Source organism: Vibrio sp. 2-Bac 85 (assembly GCF_037546705.1).
Lineage (GTDB): Bacteria > Pseudomonadota > Gammaproteobacteria > Enterobacterales > Psychromonadaceae > Psychromonas.
The window spans coordinates 1-21,184 of the sequence record NZ_JALAAB010000001.1 but is presented as its reverse complement, the minus strand read 5'-3'; the positions used below and the strand labels follow the sequence as shown (position 1 = coordinate 21,184).

Genomic DNA, 21,184 nt, shown 5'->3' with positions numbered 1-21,184 from the left:
AATTATGTTTACTGAAAAAACCGTTAAAGAATTGGCGCAAGTATTAGGAGAAAAACTCACTAATGCAGGTTTAATTGCGACCACTGCAGAATCCTGTACCGGTGGTGGCGTAGCATACGCTATTACAGAAATTTCTGGAAGTTCGCTGTGGTTTGATCGTAGTTTTGTGACTTACAGTAATGGTGCTAAAACACAAATGCTGGGCGTAGATGCCGGTCTGATTGATGAGTTTGGCGCCGTTTCAAAAGAAGTCGTTAATGCGATGGCGATTGGTGCCGTGAAAAATTCTGATGCTGATATTGCCGTTGCGATAAGTGGTATTGCTGGGCCTGATGGTGGAAGCGATGAAAAACCAGTTGGTACTGTGTGCATTGCTTGGTATAACGCACACAGTGGTCACAAAACGGAAACCTATTTATTTGTGGGTGATCGTTCAGAGGTCAGAACCCAAGCCATTCGTTTAGCTTTATTAGGGTTAATCGATAATATAGAAACAAATTTTTAATAAAAACACTTGATACTGTATAAATGAGCAGTATACTGCATAAATATACAGTAAATTATAGAACATCACTGGAGAGAATATGAGTCAGGACGCGAATAAAGATAAAGCATTAGCGGCGGCATTAGGCCAAATTGAGAAACAATTTGGTAAAGGTTCAATCATGCGTCTGGGAGACGGTGCAGCAGCAATGGAAATCGAATCTGTTTCAACTGGCTCATTAGGTTTAGATGTTGCGCTAGGCATAGGCGGCTTACCTTACGGACGTGTTGTTGAAATTTACGGACCAGAAAGTTCTGGTAAAACGACGTTAACATTGCAAGTTATTGCTGAAGCACAAAAACAAGGTAAAACTTGTGCATTTATTGATGCAGAGCATGCACTTGACCCAAGCTATGCAAGAAAATTAGGCGTTAATGTAGATGACCTTCTTATCTCACAGCCAGATACGGGTGAGCAAGCATTAGAAATATGCGACATGTTAGTTCGCTCTGGCGCAGTGGGTGTTGTGATTGTCGATTCTGTTGCAGCCTTAACACCAAAAGCTGAAATTGAAGGAGACATGGGTGATTCACACATGGGTCTTCAAGCACGTTTAATGTCTCAAGCATTACGTAAATTAACGGGTAATATCAAGCAAACTAATACTATGGTTATCTTTATTAACCAAATTCGTATGAAAATTGGTGTAATGTTTGGTAACCCAGAAACAACTACCGGTGGTAACGCTTTAAAATTCTATGCTTCAGTTCGTTTAGATATCCGTCGTATTGGTGCGGTTAAAAATGGCGATGAGATAACGGGTAATGAAACACGCGTTAAAGTAGTTAAAAACAAAGTATCACCTCCGTTTAAACAAGCTGAGTTCCAAATTTTATATGGACAAGGTATTAATAATTACGGTGAGTTGATTGATCTAGGCGTTAAGCAAGAACTAGTCGAAAAATCAGGATCTTGGTATTCATATAATGGTAATAAAATTGGCCAAGGTAAAACTAATGCATGTAAATTCTTAGATGAAAATCCAGCTGCTGCTAAAGAGTTAGATGCTAAGTTACGTGAAATATTATTAGCAAAACCTGACTTGAAACCAGAATCAAAAGAAGTTGAAACAGAAGCACCTGAGTAACTAGCTTAATGATTTAATAAGTTACTGGTTAACAGCGACTAACTCGCGATAAATAAAAACCGATGCCCACAAAGCATCGGTTTTTTTGTTACAGCAATTTTTAAACCATCAAAATCTTTAATAACAAAAATACTAGCATGCCAAAGAAGATGGTTTTTAATAGGCTCTTTGTCACTAAGCTAATAATGACACTAATAATAGCGGCTAATAAATAAACATTACTGAAGCTGAAGTCCATTTCTCCAAAAGGCATCACCACTGCGGGAACTATGATTGCTGTTAAGACAGCAGGAGGAACAAATTTTAATGATTGTTGCATCCAGACAGGGAAAGTGATTTTTCCTGCAAAAGCAAACATCACAAAGCGAATGCCAAAAGTGATCACAAACATTCCCAATATTAACCAAAACTCATTCATGCTTGCTCTCCTTGATTAATCGACATTTTCTGAAAATGAACAACAGATAAACCTGCGGCAACCCCGATTAATGCACTGATAATTAATCCTAATTTATTAGGTAAATAAGCAAAGTATAGTGAAGCGATAGCTGCACAGAACATTGCACTAAACATTGCCTTCGTATTTAAATAAGGGATCACCATGCCAATGAAAGTGACAGACATCGCAAACTCTAATCCCCAACTTGTCATATCTGGAATGATATTACCCAGTACTAAACCGATTGCCGTAGCTGAACTCCAAGTGATATAAAAACTAAACATAGAGCCTAGATAAAAGAAGTGTGCAAATTGATGGTCATCGCCTAATGGAGAGCCAGGTTGGTAACGTTGGCTCATATTAGCAAAGGTTTCATCGGTTAAACCAAAGGCTAATAGTGTGCGTAATGCAAATGGTAAATGGCTTACACGAGGCACTAATGCTGTGGCGTATAATAGATGGCGTAAATTGACCACAAAGGTGGTTAATAAAATAATCTCTAGCGGTGCTTGCACTGCAATTAATGCCAATACAATAAATTGAGCGGACCCTGCAAATACAATGAGTGACATTGCCATGGTTGCCCAAACAGAAAGGCCACTGGTTGGCGCTAATGTGCCAAATAAAACACCAAAAGGAATTGCGCCTATGATCAATGGAATGGCAGCTTTGCAACCTGCTTTCATTTCGGCTTTTTTAAGCTGTTGGTGATTGATAGCACTCTCCTTGTGTAAATGGGTAGAATATTTGTAAGTGGTAAAATTACTGTATCACTACAATAGAATATTGCCCGTATTTGACCACAACAGAATGATTAATAAAACCTTCTTATTCATCTCAATAAATTATTTAATGATAAGTAGTTAACGAATTTGATTTTAAAATGTTTTAAGATGAATAATCCCTTTTTTGTATTGATAGCATTAAATGAAGGGGAGGATTGAACATCGTGGTGGTTATGCTTTACCAAAGATAATCGACTAATAAACCCAATTATTGAAAGGATTGTAAATGACAAATTTGACTATCGTTGCGAGTATTATTGTTAAACAAGGGCAGCGTGACTTTGTAAAAAGTGAAATGATTAAACTAATTGACCCAACACTCGTTGAAGCTGGCTGTGTAGAATATCGTTTACACCAGAATAATAATAACCCTGAGCACTTTCTTTTTTATGAATGTTGGCAATCTCGAGAAGCGTGGCAAAAACATAGGGAAAATACGCATATGTCAGAATACCGCGCCGTGGTTGAAGGAGCTATCGAATCATTTGATGTCAGTGAAATGACTGAATTAAAATGATATTTAACCCGTTATAGCTTTAATATTAAACCTGCTCACTGCTAGGTTTATTGTTTTTACATCTTAGAATGATTACGGGTAATAGCGGATCTTATTAGTGATCATTTCCACTGTTTTCAATGTTTTATTTTAGGTCATGCCAAATAGGTTTCTGTGCAAATTTATCACTGATGAAATCAATTAATAAACGGCAACGGTGAGATAAAAAACGTGTTTGTGGATAAACAGCATAGGCATGTAAATTGGGCAATTGATGATCCGTTAATATCGCGACTAATTCCCCGCTAGCGATAGCTTGATGAACAATAAAGAGTGGTAACGCTACAATTCCCTGCCCATTAATGGCGGACATTTTTAAAAAATCACCGTTATTAGCTTTAATTTTTGCACTGATATCAAGTTGATGTTGTTTATGCTGCGGGTCTTGGATGTGCAATTTATTGTGACCATTTTGGGTATATTGCAATAAACGATGTTGACTTAATTGTGCGAGATTTTTAGGTTGCCCATATTGCTTTAAATATTCAGGGCTTGCACATAAACAATGTCGGATCGTCGTTAGCCGTTTTGCTTTTAACGTTGAATCTTTTAAGTCTGAAATACGAATAGCAAGCTCGTAGCCTTCTTCCACTAAGTCAACATGGCGATCAGAGAAGTCGATATCGATACAAAGGTTATCGTGCAATTGACTAAATTCATCAAGAATAGGCGCAAGGTGTGTTAAACCAAAAGACAAAGGGGCGGTTAAGCGTAATGTGCCTTCAATATTGGTGCTGATACCACTTGTCTGCGCATTTAATTCGGCTACATCATTAAGAATCGTTAATGCTTTCTGATAATAAATTCGCCCTGCATCGGTAAGGTGAGATTGGCGAGTGGTACGTGATAACAATTGCGTATCGAGTTGCTGCTCAAGTTCGACTAAGCGTCGACTTACGGCAGATTTTGCAATATCTAATTGCGCTGCTGCTTTACCAATGCCTCCCGCTTCTACGATACGAACAAACAGTGCCATGTTTTCCATCTGTCCCATTCATTGTTCTCCATATAGCAATTATAAATTCAAATTATTGCTGTTTATTGTTAATACTTCAACAGTTATGATTTGTTCATTGATAATATTTGATCATTAATAAGCTTTATCCATTAACAACCTTTATTCATTAACAGCAACAGGAGGAAACGATGAATGCGATAACCGAATCTAATAGGAATGACGCACTTAATAAGTCAGATAATCGTAGTGAGCGGAGCATTAAAAAAATTGTTTCTGGTGTGAAAACATCCGATGGTGACGGTGTTAAGTTAACGCGTCTTATTGGCTCTTCACAGCTGGATATGTTAGATCCTTTTTTATTATTAGACTGTTTTGAAAGTGATCAGGCTGAAGATTATATTGGAGGCTTTCCTACTCATCCTCATCGAGGCTTTGAAACGGTGACATACCTGCTAAATGGTAAAATGCGCCATAAGGATAGCGCTGGTAATGAAGGCGTTATTGAACCCGGTGGTGTGCAATGGATGACCGCAGCTAGAGGTATTTTACATTCTGAAATGCCAGAGCAAGAACATGGTTTATTAAAAGGATTCCAGTTGTGGGTGAATCTGCCTAGCCATGCCAAAATGAATAAACCACAGTATCAAGAGTTTTTGCCAAACGCCATGGCACATGAGCAATCAAATAACGGAACAAAAATTAATGTGATAGCAGGAACGACTAATCAAGGAACCACTGGCGCCGTTACTAATGTTTATAGTGAACCTTTGTATTTAGATGTTCATTTACCTGAAGGGCAAGTATTAACACAATCGATTACGTTAAATCACAATGCATTCATTTATGTTATTGAAGGTGAGGTCAGCTTACAAAGTGCGGATCATTTTGATGCTATCGCAGCGACAAAGTTAGCTGTTTTAACTGACGGCGAGCAAGTTTCTATAGTAGGTGGGCAGCAAAATAGCCGATTTTTATTAATCGCCGGTAAGCCTTTTAATGAGCCTGTTGCACGTCATGGACCTTTTGTCATGAATACAAGAGAGCAATTATTACAGGCTTTTGATGATTTTAATCAGGGTAAGTTTGCCTAACTAAGCCAATCTAGCCAATCAAACTAAACTAAACTTAACCAAACTAAACTCAGTGAAGCTTAACTTGGCCAAACTATGCTTAGTCAAAAAATAGAGGAATATGTTATGGGATTATTAGTCGATGGACAGTGGCATAACCAGTGGTACGATACCAAATCAAGCAATGGCAAATTTGTTAGAAGTGAAGCGCAATTTAGAAACTGGATCACCGCCGATGGTCAAGCTGGGCCAACCGGTAAAGCGGGCTTTAAAGCAGAAGCAGGGCGTTATCATTTATATGTTTCGTTAGCCTGTCCATGGGCGCATCGCACCTTGATCTTTAGAGAGCTAAAAGGTTTGCAATCCATGATTGATATCTCCGCAGTGAATTCTCTAATGGCTGAAGAGGGGTGGACCTTTAAGCCGGGACAAGGTGTAATTGAAGATACTGTTAATCATGTTTCACTGGTTCATGAATTATATACCTTGGCAGATGCGAATTATTCTGGGCGAGTGACTGTACCGATTTTATGGGACAAACAACAAAAGACGATTGTGAGCAATGAGTCGGCAGATATTATTCGAATGTTTAATAGTGCCTTTGATGGTATTGGTGCCAGTGAAGGAGATTATTATCCAGCATCTGTACACAATGAAATTAACGAAATAAATGATTGGATTTATAGTGATATTAATAATGGAGTGTATCGCGCAGGTTTTGCTACAACGCAAACGGCCTATGAAGAAGCGGTAAACGGTGTGTTCGAGGCTCTAGATAAATTAGAACTGCGTTTGAGTACACAACGTTATTTACTTGGTAAGCAATTAACCGAAGCAGACTGGCGCTTGTTTACTACTTTAATACGTTTTGATGCTGCCTATGTGGGACACTTTAAATGTAATAAAAAGCGAATTACTGATTATCCGTCACTGTCCCATTATGTTCGTGATTTATACCAGCATCCAGGTATAGCTAAAACAGTGGATATTGATTATATCAAAGCACATTATTACGGTTCACATGAAACCATTAACCCGACGCGAATTATTCCTGTTGGTCCTGATGTTGATTTTATGCAAGCACATGATCGATTACGCTTTGCTTAAACCAATTACTTTATAAAAATCACTTTATAAAAAATACTTTATAAATCAAAGGTAAATATTAAAAGTAATGAAGTGATGTAATACAAGAAGTCATAAATAGCCCTACATTTAACATTCAATATTTTAAATTTAATATAGGGCTATTTTTATTGAGCTCGGTTTAGCGAACGTAGTTGCTAAAACAGATTAGTCCATAAACATCGTCAATAACTCGTTCAAATATCTATGTCCTAATGGTGTTACTTGACAGGTGTCTACTGATACTCGCATTAAGTTTTTATCAGTAGCTTGCTGTAACTGCTTATCTAATACACTACGCGCTAAACCGGTATAATCTTCAAATTCAGCCAATGGAATGTCTTCCATTAAACGTAATCGATTCATCATGTATTCAAAAACCAGCTCCTCTTTAGGGACTGTATTGTAATCATCCATATAAGCACGTTGCGGGTCTAAGTATCCTTTAGGGTGCTTGATCTTCGTGGTGCGAAGTACTTTATTTTCGAGGGGTAATGATATTTTACCGTGTGCACCACAACCAATGCCCAAATAATCACCAAAACGCCAATAATTTAAATTATGCTGACATTGCCAATTGTCTTGGCTGTAGCCCGATATTTCATATTGGTTGTAACCGTGTTCCGCTAATAATTTCACACCTGCTTCTTGAATCTCCCACAGTGTTTCATCATCGGGTAAAGTAGGAGGGTGAGAAAAGTATTGTGTATTAGGTTCAATAGTAAGCTGATACCAAGATAGATGAGTTGGTTTTAAGGCAATCGCCGTTGCTAAGTCACTCATGGCATCTTCTAACGTTTGGTTTGGTAGGCCATGCATTAAATCTAGGTTGAATGTTTTCATTCCTACATTATGTGCCTGTTTAGCTGCGGTTTTTGCTTCCTCTACACCATGAATTCGACCGAGTTTGGTGAGCTTATCTTGTTGGAAGCTTTGCACTCCAAAGGAAAAACGATTAATACCCGCTGTTTTGAAATCAGCAATTTTTTGGTTCTCAATGGCCCCTGGATTAGCTTCTAGGGTGATCTCTATGTTTTCACTAAAGGGAATAAGGTGCTGAATATTTTCTAATAACCATTGAATACCCGGTGCTGAAATTAAACTCGGTGTACCGCCTCCAATAAAAATACTGAATAAGTGACGTCCTTGTACAAAGCTTAAATCTTGTTTGAGATCGTCAATAAGCGCAGTTAAATATTCTTGTTCTGGGATCTCTCCTTTTAACTTGTGAGAGTTAAAGTCGCAGTAAGGGCATTTTTCAATACACCAAGGAATATGCACATATAGGCTGAGCGGGGGAAGTTGTAACATTCATTTTTCCAAGCTAAAAAAAGCGACTGAATCAGTCGCTTTAAAAGTGAGTTTAAACGGTAATAATAAAGCTATCGTTTTATTGCCCATATTAATGGACCTGTAAATTAAAATAGCGATTAAGCAGATAATTGCTTTTGTAATAACGCGACTAATTGCGTTAGCGCTTTACCGCGATGGCTTAATTCACTTTTACGTTGTTTGCTTAATTGTGCAGAAGTTGATTGCTCGCTTTCAACCCAGAACACTGGATCATAACCAAATCCATTTTCACCGTCCACGGCTTCTGTAATGCTACCTTCCCAAGTACCTTGGCAAATAATCGGCGTAGGATCTAACTCATGGCGTAGATAAACTAAAACACACTGAAAGCGCGCTTTACGCTGTTCAGCGTTAATGCCTTCCAGCTTATTTAATAGTTTATCAATGTTATCTTGATCTGTAGCTAATTCACCAGCATAACGAGCGGAATAAATGCCAGGTTGGCCATTTAGAAAATCAACTTCTAAACCTGAGTCATCGGCAATCGCGGGTAAACCTGTTAATTTTGCTGCATGTCTTGCTTTGATAATGGCATTTTCAACAAAGGTTGTACCTGTTTCTGGTACATCCGGCACATTAAACTTGCTTTGTGGTAATACCTCAATAGAAAAGCTATTTAATAATTCGCTCATCTCTTTTACTTTGCCTTGATTGCCGGTGGCAAGTACCCATTTTTGTTTCATGTTCTGTCCTTAATCAACATAGAATTTATGTTGAAACTTAAGTGTGTTCGATTTCTTTTCTGTTTTGACATTGATTTCAAAATTAACAATTTCTTCATTAGTAAAAGGGTATTCGGCTAGATAATAAATCGCTTTACCTTCTTTTATCTGCCTAAACTCAAGCTGATGAGTTTGGCCGATTAAGTTTTTTCCCGTACCTTTTAACGTCGCTTTAACGGCTTCTTTATTCTGTTTACTATCAAGAACAGAAATATTTAATAACCCATTATTCTTACTGCGTTTGATATTGTATTGAGTGGCAATACTTGGCTCAATAAAAGTACTTGGTAGGGCAATGTAGTGCACTTCTAGGTTAGCAAATTGTTTAAACTGGTCTGCTGTTGCCTGCAAGCTTGTAAATAATAATGTAGTGAGTAATAACGTATTAAATACGAAGCCTTTAAACACTGAGCCTTTGGTTATCATTTTTTTAGATAATACTATTGAGTTAAACATATAATCCCTTATTGTGAAAAAATAGAAGGTAGGTTTTTAGGCTGTTTAATACGCACTAATTTATGTCGACTTTGTAAGCCTTTTTCTACATTAATTGCACTTTTTGCTACTTTAAATTGTTTACTTAAAAACTTCACTAAGTGAGCATTCGCTTTGCCATCGACGGGCGGTGCAGTAATGGCTATTTTTAACTCTTCACCATGCTGTCCAACAAATTGATCGCGGCTTGCTTTAGGTTGTAAGTAAAGGCGAAGCACTAAGTCCTCGCCTTGATATGAGTAATAACTTGGTATTTGGCTCATTTATTACTACACCACTTTTTCATTTATAAATTAACCCAATATTTGAGCTAATAGATCGTTGAATAATTTTTCTAAAAATTGTAAACCTAACAATACCACAAGCATTGATAAGTCTAAGCCGCCCATTGCAGGAATAACGCGACGCACTGGGCTTAAAAGTGGCTCAGTTAATTGAATCATTACTGCTTCAATTGGATTTTGCCCTTTACTTACCCAGCTTAAAATAGCACGTATCACTAATATCCAAAAAAGCAGTTTGAATGTGGTGGTGATTACAATTGCCAGAGCTGAAATCAACATTGCTACAACGGTGATATCAAAGTTTATCACTAGGCTCAATACAAATATTTTGGCCACGGCAACTACAAATGCAAAGATAATAGTCGCAACGTCTAAGCCTCCCAATCCTGGAATAACGCGACGCAGAGGGGCAACAACTGGTTGTGTTGCTTTCACAATAAATTGGCTAAATGGATTATAAAAATCTGCGCGTGCGAGTTGTAACCAGACACGCAATAAAACCACCATAAGATACAGGTCAAATAGAGTATCGATTAAAAAATTAACTGCATTCATTTACTTACTACCTCGTTATAGGACTATTAAAATAGTTTTTCCATTTCTTCACCACGGTCGGATGCTGCTTGCATTGCTTTGGCAACAATCTCAGGCAACCCCTGTTCATTAAAAGTACGTACTGCTTCAGCCGTTGTACCACCTTTAGATATTACGTTGTTTCGTAAAGTTGTTAAATCCAAGTGTTGATTTTGTTTTACCATCTCAGCACTACCAATCGCAGATTGTTGCACTAACAGACGCGCATCGGCTTCACTAAATCCCATTTCGATGGCTTTTTTCTGCATCGATTCCATAAATAGGAAAAAATAAGCAGGGGCTGAACCGGCTGCTGCAATTACTGCATTAATTTGTGATTCTTGTTCAACCCATACAATTTCACCGACAGCACTCATCAATTCACCTGCGAAGTGTTTATCCTGTTCAGTTGCTTGTTTTGAAGCAAATAACCCTGTCATGCCTTTTTGCAAAAGAGATGGCGTATTAGGCATAGTACGGATCACAGCCGTTTCTTTACCTAAGATAGATTGAAAACGTGACACTGAAACACCGGCAGCAATAGAGATTATTAATTTATTAGTGAGATCAACACCGTCATCAACAAGCGCTTGGCAAACATCTGCCATCATTTGCGGTTTAACACCTAATACGATCACATCTGCCCATTGCGCTGATTGTTTATTATCTTGGCTGCTTGTAATTGAAAGTTCAGTTACCAATTTTTGGGTGTTGGTTAAGCTGGGGGCCGATGCACAGATTAATTCTGCTGGGTAACCGCCTTTTACTAAGCCGTTAATAATACTACCCGCCATATTACCTGCACCAATGAAGGTGATTTTTTTATGCTGCATTATCTTTTCCTTACTGTTAATTTATCTTGCGCCAAATATATCGGTGCCAATTCTCACCATAGTACTACCACAGGCAATCGCACTTTCCAAGTCACCACTCATGCCCATCGATAATGTATCAATGTCTGGATATTGTTGTTGTAATGTTTGATAAATATCATGTAGCGCAGTGAATTGTTGTTCTATTATTTTCGGGTCATCGCTATTTTGTGGAATAGCCATAATGCCACGCAGTTTTAAACGCGGTAGACCCTGAACTTGTTCTGCTAATTCAATGACCTGTGATAGCGTGGTGCCGGATTTGCTTTCCTCACCACTGATATTAACTTGCAAACAAATATTAAGTCTTGGCATATCAACAGGGCGTTGTTGATTCAAGCGCTCTGCTATTTTCAAGCGATCAACACTTTGTACCCAGTCAAAATTTTCCGCAACTGGGCGAGTTTTATTCGATTGTAGCGGGCCAATAAAATACCAAAAAATAGGCCTGTCAAATTCGCTATCTTGTTTAATTTGTTGAATTTTTTCTATGCTTTCTTGCACATAATTTTCTCCAAAGTGAGATAATCCCTGTGCAAAAGCTTGTTTGATCAACGAAACTGGCTTGGTTTTGCTGACAGCAAGTAACTGAACTTCGCCTTCGCGCATTGCTTTTATGCTAGCTTGAGCTATTTTTTGTTCTACTGCTTCGATATTGTTAGATATATTAGTCATATTATTAGGATTTTAAATTATGGATATAACGGAATTATTAGCCTTTAGTGTAAAGCATAAAGCATCAGATCTACACCTTTCTGCAGGTGTTCCTCCAATGATTCGAGTTGATGGAGAGGTACGCAAAATAAATGTTCCTGCATTAGAGCATAAAGAAGTAAACAATTTAATCTACGACATCATGGATGATAAGCAACGTAAGGACTTTGAAGAACAGCTAGAAACTGACTTTTCCTTTGAAATTCCAGACCTTGCTCGTTTTCGTGTTAATGCTTTTAATCAAAATCGTGGGGCTGGTGCAGTATTTCGTACGATCCCAAGTAAAGTGTTAACGTTAGAAGAAATTAATGCGCCTCCTATTTTTAAGAAAATTTCTGACTTGTCACGTGGTTTAGTTCTAGTGACTGGGGCAACAGGGTCTGGTAAGTCAACGACCTTAGCGGCCATGATTGATTATATTAATGATCATCGCCATGAGCACATTCTAACCATTGAAGACCCTATTGAGTTTGTGCATGAATCTAAAAAAGCATTGATCAATCAACGCGAAGTTCATAAAGATACTCTAAGTTTTGAAAGTGCATTACGTAGTGCATTACGTGAAGATCCCGATGTTATCTTGGTGGGGGAGATGCGTGATTTAGAAACCATTCGTTTGGCTTTAACGGCAGCAGAAACAGGGCACTTAGTATTTGGCACATTACATACCACGTCAGCAGCCAAAACCGTTGACCGTATCGTAGATGTATTCCCCGCCGCAGAAAAAAGCATGGTTCGTTCGATGTTATCAGAGTCTTTACGTGCTGTTATTTCTCAAACATTACTGAAAAAACACGGTGGTGGGCGAGTTGCCGCACATGAAATTATGATGGGGATCCCAGCAATCCGTAACTTAATTCGTGAAGATAAAGTAGCGCAAATGTATTCGGTTATCCAAACGGGTATGGTACATGGTATGCAAACACTGGATCAAAGCTTGCGTAATTTAGTTAGTCAAGGCACTGTTTCTTATGAAGATGCTGCGACCAAAGCGATGGATCCAAAATCTCTCTAGGAAATGCTAATGCTCGATGAGTTATTAAGTGAGTTAGTCAAGAAAAAAGCCTCTGATTTATATATTGCGGTGGGGTTGCCGCCTACGATTAAGGTCAATGGTAAGCTAATATCGTTAAACGATCAGAGTCTAACTGAGGACGGAATATATAATTTACTGGCCGAAGTTGTCGAAACAGAACGTATTACTGAATTCAAAAAGAAAAAAGAAGCGAACTTTGCGCTTAACTTACTGGATATTGGTCGTTTTCGTGTCAGTGCTTTTATGCAAAAAGATACGCCGAGTATGGTGATTCGGCATTTAAAAAGTAAGATCCCAACCTTCGAAGAGTTATTTTTACCTGAGCAATTAAAAAAAACCTGCATGGAAAAGCGAGGCTTGATTTTATTTGTGGGCGCTACCGGTTCCGGTAAATCTACAACTCAAGCAGCTATGATTGGTTATCGTAATCAGCATGCATCAGGCCATATATTAACCGTTGAAGACCCGATCGAATTTGTACATGAACATGGCCGTTCAGTGGTCACGCAACGCGAAGTTGGGCTTGATACGGACTCTTTTGAAGAGGCATTACGTAATTCATTACGCCAAGCGGCTGATGTCATTGTACAAGGTGAAATTCGTACTTATGAGACCTTACACCATGCAATTACATTTGCTGAAACGGGGCATTTATGCATGGGGACTTTACATGCTAATAATGCAAATCAAGCTTTAGATCGTATGCTGCGCATGGTGCCAGAGGAAACTCAACGTCAGTTTTTGTTTGATCTGTCAATCAATTTAACTGCGGTGATTGCGCAGCACCTAATTCCCACTTCAGATGGAAAAGGTAGTATTGCAGCTTTTGAAATTATGCTTAATACACCTACATTAGAAGAAGCGATTCGTAATGGTGACCTGCATTTATTAAAAGATATTATGAAGGTTTCGGGGACCTATGGAATGCAAACCTTTGATCAGGCATTATTACGTTTATATTTAGAGGGGAAAATTGGTTATAATGAAGCTTTAGCTCATGCTGATTCTGCCAATGATTTGCGCTTGAGAATTAAGCTAAAAGCAAAAGAGAATGGAATAACTACTAATTCTGAGACATTAAGTGATCTCCATATCGTCTGATATCTGTTGATTAAATGATACCCCAAACAAAGCGAACTTATTGATCGCTTTGTTTTTATAGATTAGGAAAAAACATGATAGTTGTAATATCTCCAGCCAAAACGTTAGACTTTGAAACTCCTGCTACAACATCAGAGTTTACCACTGCAAATTTATTAGAGCAGAGTCAGTTATTAATAAATCGTTGCCAACAATTATCTATGCAAGATGTAGCTTCATTAATGAAAGTGAGTGATAAAATTGCAGGATTAAATGTTGCTCGCTTTGCAGAGTGGAAAAAACCTTTGAAGTTAGAAAATAACGCCAAGCAATGTTTATTTGCTTTTAAAGGTGATGTTTATACTGGTTTAGAAGCGGAAACATTAAGTGATAACGCGTTACAGTATGCGCAACAGAATTTGCGAATATTATCAGGCTTATACGGGTTATTGCGCCCATTAGATTTAATGTTAGCCTACCGACTTGAAATGGGAACACGTTTAGATAATGAACGAGGTACTAACCTTTATCAGTTTTGGGGTGATTTAATCACTGAGCAGCTGAATGTTAATTTAACGGCACAAGATTCGCCATATCTGGTTAACCTCGCTTCCAATGAATATTTTAAAGCGGTAAAAACAAAGGCATTAAAAGCTACTGTGATCACGCCTATTTTTAAAGATCAAAAAAATGGTCAATATAAAGTAATTAGTTTTTATGCTAAAAAAGCGCGTGGATTAATGGCTCGCTATATTATGGAGAATGAAATTACTGATATTAAACAATTAAAAGAGTTTACTGTCGGCGGGTATTATTTTGTAGCTGCAGCATCCACTGAGACCGATTTAGTCTTTCAACGTGATGAGCAATAATAATTAATTGATGAATAGTAGAAAGCCCAGTTATGGAGTTGAAGTGGCTCCTAAAACGTGGACTTTTTAATTGTTATTGGTTCTCGATTTTAATTGCCAGAAGCTTTAATCTTAAAATAAAAAATATTTTCAGGTTAAAGCTCAGCGTAGTGTTCTTGTAATGACTTATTCCATACTTTTCTATTTTAAATTAACGTTATTCAGTGCTATTCAGAGTAATTTAATAGAGCATCAAGTTTTACTGCAACACCGTGATCTTTAGAAGATACCGTTACTTCAGCATCGGGCAATGCTTTCAATAAATCTTTTTGAGCATTGGCCATCAAGATTGCCTTGCCTGCACTGCGTAACATCTCCACATCATTCATTCCATCACCAAAAGCAATACACTGTTGAGTATTTAAGTTCATAGTTTTTAAGACTGCATCCACCGCAGCACCTTTATTAGTGGTTGCTTCCATGACTTCTAAACATTTATCTAGTGAGAAAGTCAGGTTAACTCTGCCTGCAAATTGTTGCTTCAACTGTTTGTAAATAACATCCAATTTATCTCTTTCTCCCCAGAAGAATATTTTGATGGTATTCGATTTATCTATTGTTTTTAAATCAACAGGCTGACAATAAAAAGCGCTATCAATGGTCATTCCTACTAATTCTTGAAGAGAAAAATTAGCATACCATTGATGGTCAGTGAATAAGTTTATTTGTACCGTTGGGTCAAAGTCTTGCTCGCAAATAGCGGTTGCAACATCAGTCGGTAAATTTTGTTTTAAAATAATATCACCTGTTTTGTTATGCACTCGTGCGCCATTTGAGGTGATCAAATAAATAGGGTCGCCTAACTCCTCTTGTATTTTCTTTGCTTCTATATAATGGCGGCCTGTTGCAATAACAAATTTTCTACCGTCTTGTAACCAACGATCAATACTTTCTTTAGTTTGTGCTGATACTTTATGATCTGGACCGAGTAATGTGCCATCAAGATCTGAAATAGCTATTTTGTACATGTCAGCTTACCTTGTTGAGATTGTTTGAAAAAATCAAGTACTGCAGCGATAGCAGGTATCCTGTATTTATCTTGTTCTAATAATAATTCATGTTTTGCATTAACAACTTCTATAAATTGGTTGTGTTCGCAGCGCTGGTTATTTGCAAAAAATGCTTGTTGTCCTTCTGCCTTCACAATCGAGTCTGCACCTGCTTGAACAATGATCATAGGGATATCGATTTTCGAAGCTTGTTGAATCGCTTTTTCACTGGCGTATAAACTTTCATTCACCCAGCGCATGCTTGGTCCTCCAAGTTGAGTTTTAGTGTTTATTTCAAAAGTGTTCAATGCTGAGTGATAACGTTTTTCACTGCTGGTTAAACTGTTACCTTCAAAAGGGTTACTAAAGTAAGGACCTGAACCTGGGGCATAACATGCTAAATCACTAAACCAAGTGCAGATTAAATCACTCATATAACTGATCAACTTGGCAAGAAAAGTAGGCAGAGCACCTAGGTTGATAGAGAACATAGGACTAAAAAATGCACTTGCTTGAAATGGGTGTGTTTGCTGTTGCAGATACAGCGCACTAATAGTGCCACCCATTGAGTGAGATAATAAAAAACGTGAATGGTATTTTGTGTCTAATTGTAATGTTTCAACAAAAGTCGCTAAATCTACCACGTAATCTTGGAATGCTTGCACATGGCCACGATGCGCATCTCCGCCAAGGCGACTAGATAAACCTTGGCCTCGATGGTCAATTAAAAAAACATCATACCCCTGTTGGTTTAATTCAAAGGCGAGTTCTTTATATTTGAGTGTGGACTCATTTCTACCTTGGCTGATCACCACTGCGTTAGCTTGGCCAGTTTTAATATGAACGGTATGGATAGTGCCACCATTGATACTTTCAAAGGTGTTTACTTTAGCATTCTCATCCCAAAATCGATTAATTGTGGGTGAGAATTGGTCATCAAGCAGCGCTTCTGTATTTAGGAGGTATTTATTATCTAGAAAATTTTCAGTTTTACTTTCTAGTTTTGCTTTATTTTCTAACTGTGTCTTATCTTCTAACTGTGTCTTATTTTCTAACTGTATTTTATCTTCTAACATAGTAGGGCTGGCCTGCATTGTTGGATGAAACAATATGGATAGAATAGGCAGCAACCTTACAATACGAATCAAGCACACCATATAACACCCATTTCTAGTTCAATGATTTTTAATCTTAATGTAATGTAGCACAATCATGAACCCATATTTTAGGCATAAAAAAACCACACTTCAGAAGTGTGGTCTATTAATCAGAGTTGAATAAGGTTTACTTTGCTAATTTTGCTTTAATAAACGCAGTCACTTCTTCAATCTTAACTTCTTGTTTTTCGCCAGAAGCACGATCTTTATATTCGATAACACCGTTATCAATACTACGGTCGCCAATGACTAGTGTATGTGGGATACCAATCAGCTCTGCATCGGCAAACATAATACCAGGGCGTTCTTTACGATCATCTAACAGTACTTCAATACCGGCTGCTTGTAACTCTGCGTAATATTGTTCTGCTAAATCAGCAACACGATGTGATTTTTTCATGTTCATTGGCACAATCACAACGGAGAAAGGCGCGAGTACATCATTCCAGATAATGCCATTTTCATCATTGTTTTGCTCAATCGCTGCTGCCACAATACGTGAAATACCAACACCGTAACAACCCATGGTCATCACTTGGTTTTTGCCTTGTTGATTTAATACTGCTGCATTCATTGCCTGCGCATAAGTATCGCCTAATTGGAAAATATGACCTACTTCAATACCGCGTGCTATTGATAGCGTACCTTGACCACATGGACTTGGATCGCCTTCAACCACGTCACGTAAATCTGCGACTTCATAATCTGTAATATCACGATCCCAGTTAACACCTGTTAAATGCTTACCAGTTTCATTGGCACCACAAACAAAGTCTGCTAGTTTTTCAGCTGCACGGTCAACGATAGTGCGGATAGTCAAGCCTTTAGGTCCAATTGAACCCGCTTCACAATTTGCTGTTTCTAGAATTTGTTGAGCATTGGCAAAACACAGTGGGCTTGCAATGCCTTCAATATGTTCAACTTTGATTTCATTTAAGTTGTGGTCACCACGTAACACTAATGCAATTACTGGAATAGTTTTGCCTTCCTCTGCTTCGCCTTGCACTAATAATGTTTTAATAACTTGTGAAGGAGCAATGTTAAGTAACTGACTAACATCTTCAATTGTATGTGCATTAGGTGTGTCGATAACGTTAATATCTGCGGTGGCTGCTGGGCGATCAAATGCAGGTGCAATAGCCTCTGCTTTTTCAATGTTTGCTGCGTAATCACTTTGATTTGAAAATACGATAGCATCTTCACCACTCTGTGCTAACACATGGAATTCATGCGAAGCACTACCACCGATACTACCTGTATCTGCAATTACTGCGCGGTATTCTAAACCTAAGCGATCAAAGATTCGGCAGTAGGCATCAAACATAGTTTGATAGGTTTTTTCTAAACACTCTTGATCCAAATGGAAAGTGTAAGCGTCTTTCATGGTGAATTCGCGTGTACGCATCACACCAAAGCGTGGGCGAGTTTCGTCACGGAATTTAGTTTGAATTTGAAATAAGTTTAATGGTAACTGTTTGTAGCTATTAACTTCTTTACGTACTAATTCAGTGATCACTTCTTCGTGTGTTGGTCCTAAAACAAAATCACGGTTGTGACGATCTTTTATACGCAACAATTCTCCACCAAATTTATCCCAACGCCCTGACTCTTGCCATAAATCAGCAGGCTGCACAACTGGCATTAATATTTCTACAGAACCAGCACGTTCCATTTCTTCTCGTACAATGTTTTCTACTTTACGTAAAACACGTAAACCAGTTGGTAACCAAGTATACAATCCCGATGCTATCTTGCGGATCATACCTGCACGTAACATCAGCTGGTGGCTGGCAATTACTGCATCACTTGGTGCTTCTTTTTGAGTGGATAATAAATAATTGGTAGTACGCATGGTGATCCTTGTTGATAGTTAGCTATCGTATTGCGAATATAAAAGTTGGCTGATTTTAACAGTCGATTGCTGTGGACTAAAGCATTGTTAATCGATTTATCTAAATAATATTGTTTTTTTAGCTGGAATTTAGTTAGTTTTAGAGACTAACTGAGAGGAACCCCTATGCAACGTTACTTAAAGCCAGCAAAACACAGTTTGATCATCATGTTGATATGCGTTGTTTTACTATTGATTAATGGCATTTTCATCGTTAACCGTTTTGGTATTGTACCTCGAGAAGTAAGTCATTTATCTGGTATTGCATTTGCACCTTTCCTGCACGGTGATTGGGCTCATTTATTAAGCAATTTTTTTCCTTTTGTTATTTTTTCAAGCTTGATTGGTTTACATAGCTTAAAGCGCTTTTGGACGGTATTTATTTTATCGATATTAATGACCGGCAGTTTAGTTTGGTTATTTGCGCGGGGGGAAAGCATTCATATCGGAATGAGTGGCGTGGTGTATGCAATGTGGGGATATTTAATCGTCTATGGTGTTTTGAAAAAGCACTTTAGAGATATCATCGTGTCTATTTTAGTTTTAGTGCTCTACGGTGGTTTAGTGTTTGGCGTGTTACCAAGTGCACCTAATGTTTCCTATGAAAGTCACTTTTTCGGTGCATTGGCTGGTGGAGTTTTAGGTTATTTTTTGTCGAAACGCTAATCATTAAACATAGTCAACGGATAGCACTGTGATCGTTGAGGCTGTACATTGCCATTTGATATTAAAATCAGAAAGAAGCATCCCATAAATCTTATTATCGGCTTTCGACTTTTTATAAGCAGGGCGTGGATCCTGTTGTAACACCTCTTTAATAAATAGCTGTAGGCCCGAGTAATGTGATGGCAGTGATTGAAGCTGTGATACAGCATCTTGACTAAAATCTACCGCTAATAGCTTTTCCGGTGATGTTTGTGCAAAACCTGCTTTAGCATTAGGTATCGAGTCGGCATAGGGAATATATGGCTTTATATCTATAATCGGAGTGCCATCGACCAAGTCGATACTGCTTAACGAAAGAAATATTTTTCCATCTCGTTGTATCACCCCATGATATTCAACTAATGATAAGCCAATATTATTGGGGCGGTTAGGACTGCGAGTTGCAAATATACCAACACGTTTATTCCCCCCTAAGCGTGGTGGGCGTACCGTAGGGCTCCATGTATTATCAACATCAAAACTTGGTGCATTTTTATGAAATTCAAAAACCAACCATAAATGGCTAAACGCTTCCAACCCATTAAAGGCATTAACATCGTCATAGGGTGGCAGCATCTCTAATTCTGCTTTGGCGCTTACTACTAGCCCTGGTTGCCTAGGCACTGCAAATTTTTCTTTATAGGGAGAGTGAGTTATTGCTATCACTTGATGTTGGTAACTAGTCATTAGTAGGCGCTTCAACATTTAAAGCGCGTCCGTAACAAATTACATTACTGACACAGGTTTCATCTTGCTTGAAATTAATACAAGATTGAAAAACAACTCCATTTGCATTCATGTCTGCTGCATTGATTCTAGCTTTTGTTCGAGCTTCTTTTTCACTTGCGGGTAGGTCGATGGTAGCCTCTTGGCAACTACTTCCTTCAACAGCACCCAATACCGTATATTCGAGATCAAGTAGTTCCTTTTTGTCATAAACCGTGACTTGTGAAGGCTTGAAATAAGTATCAAAGTTTTCTTTATCAACATTCGAATTAAATTGGTAATTACTACAACCTGATAGTAGGCCAATAAAAGCTAGAGTTATAAGTCTATTCATTGTCGTCACTCTTTATTAATAGTAGGGGATAATAATGGATGGCATAATAACATCATTAAACATCCCAGAACTAGAGAAGTGAAAATGAGTAAATTAAAACCCGCAGTATTTTTAGATAGAGATGGCGTTATTAATAAAGATAGCGGTTATGTTTCAGAGATAGACGACTTTGAGTTTATAGAAGGTGCTATTGAAGCGTGTATCGAATTCAAGAAAAAAGGATATCTGTTAGTTGTGATAACCAATCAATCAGGTATTGCTCGTGGTTTGTTCTCTGAAGATCAATTCCATACATTAACGGAATGGATGGATTGGTCATTAGCGGATCGTGGTGTTGATTTAGATGGTATCTATTATTGCCCTCACCACAATACAGAGGGTAAAGGTGAATTCAAAGTTGATTGTGAATGCCGTAAACCAAAACCTGGCATGTTAATGAATGCGATTGCGGATCTTGATATAGATATAGAAACATCAATTTTGATTGGCGACAAAGTCTCTGACTTACAAGCAGGCATAGCAGCAGGCATTAAAACAAACTATTTAGTGCGTACTGGTAAAGCAATAACAGAAGAAGGTGAAAGTTTAGCATCAGCTATCTTCGATGATTTGACTTCAGTTGTTAAAAACATTTAATAACTCTGTGGATAAGTTACATATATTTGTGTGTAACTTGTGCTCAAGAACAGTATAAAAATTAAATGCAAATAATCGTAATAAAACACTTGCCAATGTGATCTCAATCCCTATAATGCGACCCCACAGACACGGGGTGTAG

Annotated in this window: 25 protein-coding genes; 10 read left to right on the top strand and 15 right to left on the bottom strand. The window is 38.0% G+C overall.

Annotated elements, in window-relative coordinates:
• The first annotated feature begins 4 nt into the window (after window positions 1-4).
• Complete coding sequence (locus MT390_RS00125) at window positions 5-505, top strand: CinA family protein (protein ID WP_166368021.1); 501 nt, start codon at window positions 5-7, stop codon at window positions 503-505.
• Window positions 506-584: 79 nt separating this feature from the next.
• Complete coding sequence (gene recA / locus MT390_RS00120; RefSeq protein WP_166368011.1) at window positions 585-1,631, top strand: recombinase RecA; 1,047 nt, start codon at window positions 585-587, stop codon at window positions 1,629-1,631.
• Between the two features lie 100 nt (window positions 1,632-1,731).
• Here recA and MT390_RS00115 read toward each other — a convergent pair whose 3' ends face one another.
• Entirely contained in the window at window positions 1,732-2,049 is a 318-nt protein-coding gene (locus MT390_RS00115; RefSeq protein WP_499438898.1) for an AzlD domain-containing protein, read from the bottom strand.
• The gene (locus MT390_RS00110) at window positions 2,046-2,756 is read right to left on the bottom strand and encodes an AzlC family ABC transporter permease (protein WP_499438896.1); all 711 of its coding nucleotides are present in this window, start codon (window positions 2,754-2,756) and stop codon (window positions 2,046-2,048) included. The genes MT390_RS00115 and MT390_RS00110 overlap by 4 nt, the downstream gene beginning before the upstream one ends.
• 325 nt (window positions 2,757-3,081) lie before the next feature.
• On the opposite strand from MT390_RS00110, the gene MT390_RS00105 reads away from it, so the two are divergent.
• Window positions 3,082-3,372 (top strand): putative quinol monooxygenase, encoded by a 291-nt coding sequence (locus MT390_RS00105; protein ID WP_299663129.1) that lies wholly within the window; start codon window positions 3,082-3,084, stop codon window positions 3,370-3,372.
• A gap of 124 nt (window positions 3,373-3,496) precedes the next feature.
• Here the strand turns inward: MT390_RS00105 and MT390_RS00100 are convergent, their stop codons facing one another.
• Entirely contained in the window at window positions 3,497-4,405 is a 909-nt protein-coding gene (locus tag MT390_RS00100) for a LysR family transcriptional regulator (RefSeq protein WP_499438895.1), read from the bottom strand.
• Window positions 4,406-4,557: 152 nt separating this feature from the next.
• On the opposite strand from MT390_RS00100, the gene MT390_RS00095 reads away from it, so the two are divergent.
• Complete coding sequence (locus tag MT390_RS00095) at window positions 4,558-5,460, top strand: pirin family protein (protein WP_499438894.1); 903 nt, start codon at window positions 4,558-4,560, stop codon at window positions 5,458-5,460.
• Window positions 5,461-5,565: 105 nt separating this feature from the next.
• Complete coding sequence (locus MT390_RS00090; RefSeq protein ID WP_499438892.1) at window positions 5,566-6,546, top strand: glutathione S-transferase family protein; 981 nt, start codon at window positions 5,566-5,568, stop codon at window positions 6,544-6,546.
• 186 nt (window positions 6,547-6,732) lie between these two features.
• Here the strand turns inward: MT390_RS00090 and hemW are convergent, their stop codons facing one another.
• The 7 genes from hemW to MT390_RS00055 form a co-directional block, all read right to left on the bottom strand.
• Window positions 6,733-7,875, bottom strand: a complete 1,143-nt coding sequence (gene hemW, locus MT390_RS00085; protein ID WP_499438891.1) for a radical SAM family heme chaperone HemW — start codon at window positions 7,873-7,875, stop codon at window positions 6,733-6,735.
• A 119-nt stretch (window positions 7,876-7,994) separates the two neighbouring features.
• Window positions 7,995-8,600 carry an XTP/dITP diphosphatase gene (locus tag MT390_RS00080; protein WP_499438889.1) on the bottom strand — a complete coding sequence of 202 codons (606 nt, stop codon included), beginning with the start codon at window positions 8,598-8,600 and terminating at the stop codon, window positions 7,995-7,997.
• Window positions 8,601-8,609: 9 nt separating this feature from the next.
• The gene (locus MT390_RS00075) at window positions 8,610-9,065 is read right to left on the bottom strand and encodes a DUF4426 domain-containing protein (protein ID WP_499439483.1); all 456 of its coding nucleotides are present in this window, start codon (window positions 9,063-9,065) and stop codon (window positions 8,610-8,612) included.
• Between the two features lie 38 nt (window positions 9,066-9,103).
• Window positions 9,104-9,397: a DUF167 family protein YggU gene (yggU, locus tag MT390_RS00070; RefSeq protein WP_166367993.1), complete on the bottom strand. Its 294-nt coding sequence runs from the start codon at window positions 9,395-9,397 to the stop codon at window positions 9,104-9,106.
• A 30-nt stretch (window positions 9,398-9,427) separates the two neighbouring features.
• Window positions 9,428-9,973, bottom strand: a complete 546-nt coding sequence (locus MT390_RS00065; protein ID WP_499438888.1) for a YggT family protein — start codon at window positions 9,971-9,973, stop codon at window positions 9,428-9,430.
• A gap of 26 nt (window positions 9,974-9,999) precedes the next feature.
• On the bottom strand, window positions 10,000-10,824 hold the full coding sequence (gene proC, locus MT390_RS00060; protein WP_166367989.1) for a pyrroline-5-carboxylate reductase: 825 nt from the start codon (window positions 10,822-10,824) through the stop codon (window positions 10,000-10,002).
• A gap of 21 nt (window positions 10,825-10,845) precedes the next feature.
• Window positions 10,846-11,538 carry a YggS family pyridoxal phosphate-dependent enzyme gene (locus MT390_RS00055; RefSeq protein ID WP_166367987.1) on the bottom strand — a complete coding sequence of 231 codons (693 nt, stop codon included), beginning with the start codon at window positions 11,536-11,538 and terminating at the stop codon, window positions 10,846-10,848.
• Between the two features lie 19 nt (window positions 11,539-11,557).
• Here MT390_RS00055 and MT390_RS00050 point away from each other — a divergent pair, with 19 nt between their 5' ends.
• From MT390_RS00050 to yaaA, 3 genes are all read left to right on the top strand, one after another.
• Window positions 11,558-12,592 (top strand): type IV pilus twitching motility protein PilT, encoded by a 1,035-nt coding sequence (locus MT390_RS00050; protein ID WP_166367985.1) that lies wholly within the window; start codon window positions 11,558-11,560, stop codon window positions 12,590-12,592.
• Between the two features lie 3 nt (window positions 12,593-12,595).
• Complete coding sequence (locus tag MT390_RS00045) at window positions 12,596-13,714, top strand: PilT/PilU family type 4a pilus ATPase (RefSeq protein ID WP_499438886.1); 1,119 nt, start codon at window positions 12,596-12,598, stop codon at window positions 13,712-13,714.
• Window positions 13,715-13,788: 74 nt separating this feature from the next.
• Window positions 13,789-14,565 (top strand): peroxide stress protein YaaA, encoded by a 777-nt coding sequence (yaaA, locus tag MT390_RS00040; RefSeq protein ID WP_499438885.1) that lies wholly within the window; start codon window positions 13,789-13,791, stop codon window positions 14,563-14,565.
• A 206-nt stretch (window positions 14,566-14,771) separates the two neighbouring features.
• On the opposite strand, the gene MT390_RS00035 is transcribed toward yaaA, so the two are convergent.
• From MT390_RS00035 to MT390_RS00025, 3 genes are all read right to left on the bottom strand, one after another.
• Window positions 14,772-15,572, bottom strand: a complete 801-nt coding sequence (locus tag MT390_RS00035) for a Cof-type HAD-IIB family hydrolase (RefSeq protein WP_499438883.1) — start codon at window positions 15,570-15,572, stop codon at window positions 14,772-14,774.
• The gene (locus MT390_RS00030) at window positions 15,560-16,669 is read right to left on the bottom strand and encodes an alpha/beta fold hydrolase (protein WP_499438881.1); all 1,110 of its coding nucleotides are present in this window, start codon (window positions 16,667-16,669) and stop codon (window positions 15,560-15,562) included. The genes MT390_RS00035 and MT390_RS00030 overlap by 13 nt, the downstream gene beginning before the upstream one ends.
• 208 nt (window positions 16,670-16,877) lie before the next feature.
• On the bottom strand, window positions 16,878-18,602 hold the full coding sequence (locus MT390_RS00025; RefSeq protein WP_299663159.1) for a proline--tRNA ligase: 1,725 nt from the start codon (window positions 18,600-18,602) through the stop codon (window positions 16,878-16,880).
• 165 nt (window positions 18,603-18,767) lie between these two features.
• Between MT390_RS00025 and MT390_RS00020 the strand changes: the two genes are divergently transcribed.
• Window positions 18,768-19,307, top strand: coding sequence for a rhomboid family intramembrane serine protease (locus tag MT390_RS00020; protein ID WP_166367973.1), 540 nt, complete (start codon window positions 18,768-18,770; stop codon window positions 19,305-19,307).
• A 3-nt stretch (window positions 19,308-19,310) separates the two neighbouring features.
• On the opposite strand, the gene tsaA is transcribed toward MT390_RS00020, so the two are convergent.
• Entirely contained in the window at window positions 19,311-20,033 is a 723-nt protein-coding gene (gene tsaA / locus MT390_RS00015; RefSeq protein WP_499438879.1) for a tRNA (N6-threonylcarbamoyladenosine(37)-N6)-methyltransferase TrmO, read from the bottom strand.
• On the bottom strand, window positions 20,026-20,406 hold the full coding sequence (gene rcsF, locus MT390_RS00010; protein ID WP_166367969.1) for an Rcs stress response system protein RcsF: 381 nt from the start codon (window positions 20,404-20,406) through the stop codon (window positions 20,026-20,028). The genes tsaA and rcsF overlap by 8 nt, the downstream gene beginning before the upstream one ends.
• A gap of 84 nt (window positions 20,407-20,490) precedes the next feature.
• Between rcsF and gmhB the strand changes: the two genes are divergently transcribed.
• Window positions 20,491-21,042, top strand: a complete 552-nt coding sequence (gene gmhB / locus MT390_RS00005) for a D-glycero-beta-D-manno-heptose 1,7-bisphosphate 7-phosphatase (protein ID WP_499438877.1) — start codon at window positions 20,491-20,493, stop codon at window positions 21,040-21,042.
• Window positions 21,043-21,184: the final 142 nt, after the last annotated feature.

Bases quoted from the DNA above. Each gene is read 5' to 3' on its own strand.
- yggU (WP_166367993.1), bottom strand. From the start codon at position 9,397: ATGAGCCAAATACCAAGTTATTACTCATATCAAGGCGAGGACTTAGTG.
- MT390_RS00090 (WP_499438892.1), top strand. From the start codon at position 5,566: ATGGGATTATTAGTCGATGGACAGTGGCATAACCAGTGGTACGATACC.
- MT390_RS00105 (WP_299663129.1), top strand. From the start codon at position 3,082: ATGACAAATTTGACTATCGTTGCGAGTATTATTGTTAAACAAGGGCAG.
- recA (WP_166368011.1), top strand. From the start codon at position 585: ATGAGTCAGGACGCGAATAAAGATAAAGCATTAGCGGCGGCATTAGGC.
- MT390_RS00020 (WP_166367973.1), top strand. From the start codon at position 18,768: ATGCAACGTTACTTAAAGCCAGCAAAACACAGTTTGATCATCATGTTG.
- rcsF (WP_166367969.1), bottom strand. From the start codon at position 20,406: ATGAATAGACTTATAACTCTAGCTTTTATTGGCCTACTATCAGGTTGT.
- MT390_RS00100 (WP_499438895.1), bottom strand. From the start codon at position 4,405: ATGGGACAGATGGAAAACATGGCACTGTTTGTTCGTATCGTAGAAGCG.
- MT390_RS00055 (WP_166367987.1), bottom strand. From the start codon at position 11,538: ATGACTAATATATCTAACAATATCGAAGCAGTAGAACAAAAAATAGCT.
- MT390_RS00045 (WP_499438886.1), top strand. From the start codon at position 12,596: ATGCTAATGCTCGATGAGTTATTAAGTGAGTTAGTCAAGAAAAAAGCC.
- MT390_RS00025 (WP_299663159.1), bottom strand. From the start codon at position 18,602: ATGCGTACTACCAATTATTTATTATCCACTCAAAAAGAAGCACCAAGT.
- hemW (WP_499438891.1), bottom strand. From the start codon at position 7,875: ATGTTACAACTTCCCCCGCTCAGCCTATATGTGCATATTCCTTGGTGT.
- tsaA (WP_499438879.1), bottom strand. From the start codon at position 20,033: ATGACTAGTTACCAACATCAAGTGATAGCAATAACTCACTCTCCCTAT.
- proC (WP_166367989.1), bottom strand. From the start codon at position 10,824: ATGCAGCATAAAAAAATCACCTTCATTGGTGCAGGTAATATGGCGGGT.
- MT390_RS00030 (WP_499438881.1), bottom strand. From the start codon at position 16,669: ATGTTAGAAGATAAAATACAGTTAGAAAATAAGACACAGTTAGAAGAT.
- MT390_RS00125 (WP_166368021.1), top strand. From the start codon at position 5: ATGTTTACTGAAAAAACCGTTAAAGAATTGGCGCAAGTATTAGGAGAA.
- MT390_RS00035 (WP_499438883.1), bottom strand. From the start codon at position 15,572: ATGTACAAAATAGCTATTTCAGATCTTGATGGCACATTACTCGGTCCA.
- yaaA (WP_499438885.1), top strand. From the start codon at position 13,789: ATGATAGTTGTAATATCTCCAGCCAAAACGTTAGACTTTGAAACTCCT.
- MT390_RS00050 (WP_166367985.1), top strand. From the start codon at position 11,558: ATGGATATAACGGAATTATTAGCCTTTAGTGTAAAGCATAAAGCATCA.
- gmhB (WP_499438877.1), top strand. From the start codon at position 20,491: ATGAGTAAATTAAAACCCGCAGTATTTTTAGATAGAGATGGCGTTATT.
- MT390_RS00095 (WP_499438894.1), top strand. From the start codon at position 4,558: ATGAATGCGATAACCGAATCTAATAGGAATGACGCACTTAATAAGTCA.
- MT390_RS00110 (WP_499438896.1), bottom strand. From the start codon at position 2,756: ATGAAAGCAGGTTGCAAAGCTGCCATTCCATTGATCATAGGCGCAATT.
- MT390_RS00080 (WP_499438889.1), bottom strand. From the start codon at position 8,600: ATGAAACAAAAATGGGTACTTGCCACCGGCAATCAAGGCAAAGTAAAA.
- MT390_RS00075 (WP_499439483.1), bottom strand. From the start codon at position 9,065: ATGATAACCAAAGGCTCAGTGTTTAAAGGCTTCGTATTTAATACGTTA.
- MT390_RS00065 (WP_499438888.1), bottom strand. From the start codon at position 9,973: ATGAATGCAGTTAATTTTTTAATCGATACTCTATTTGACCTGTATCTT.
- MT390_RS00115 (WP_499438898.1), bottom strand. From the start codon at position 2,049: ATGAATGAGTTTTGGTTAATATTGGGAATGTTTGTGATCACTTTTGGC.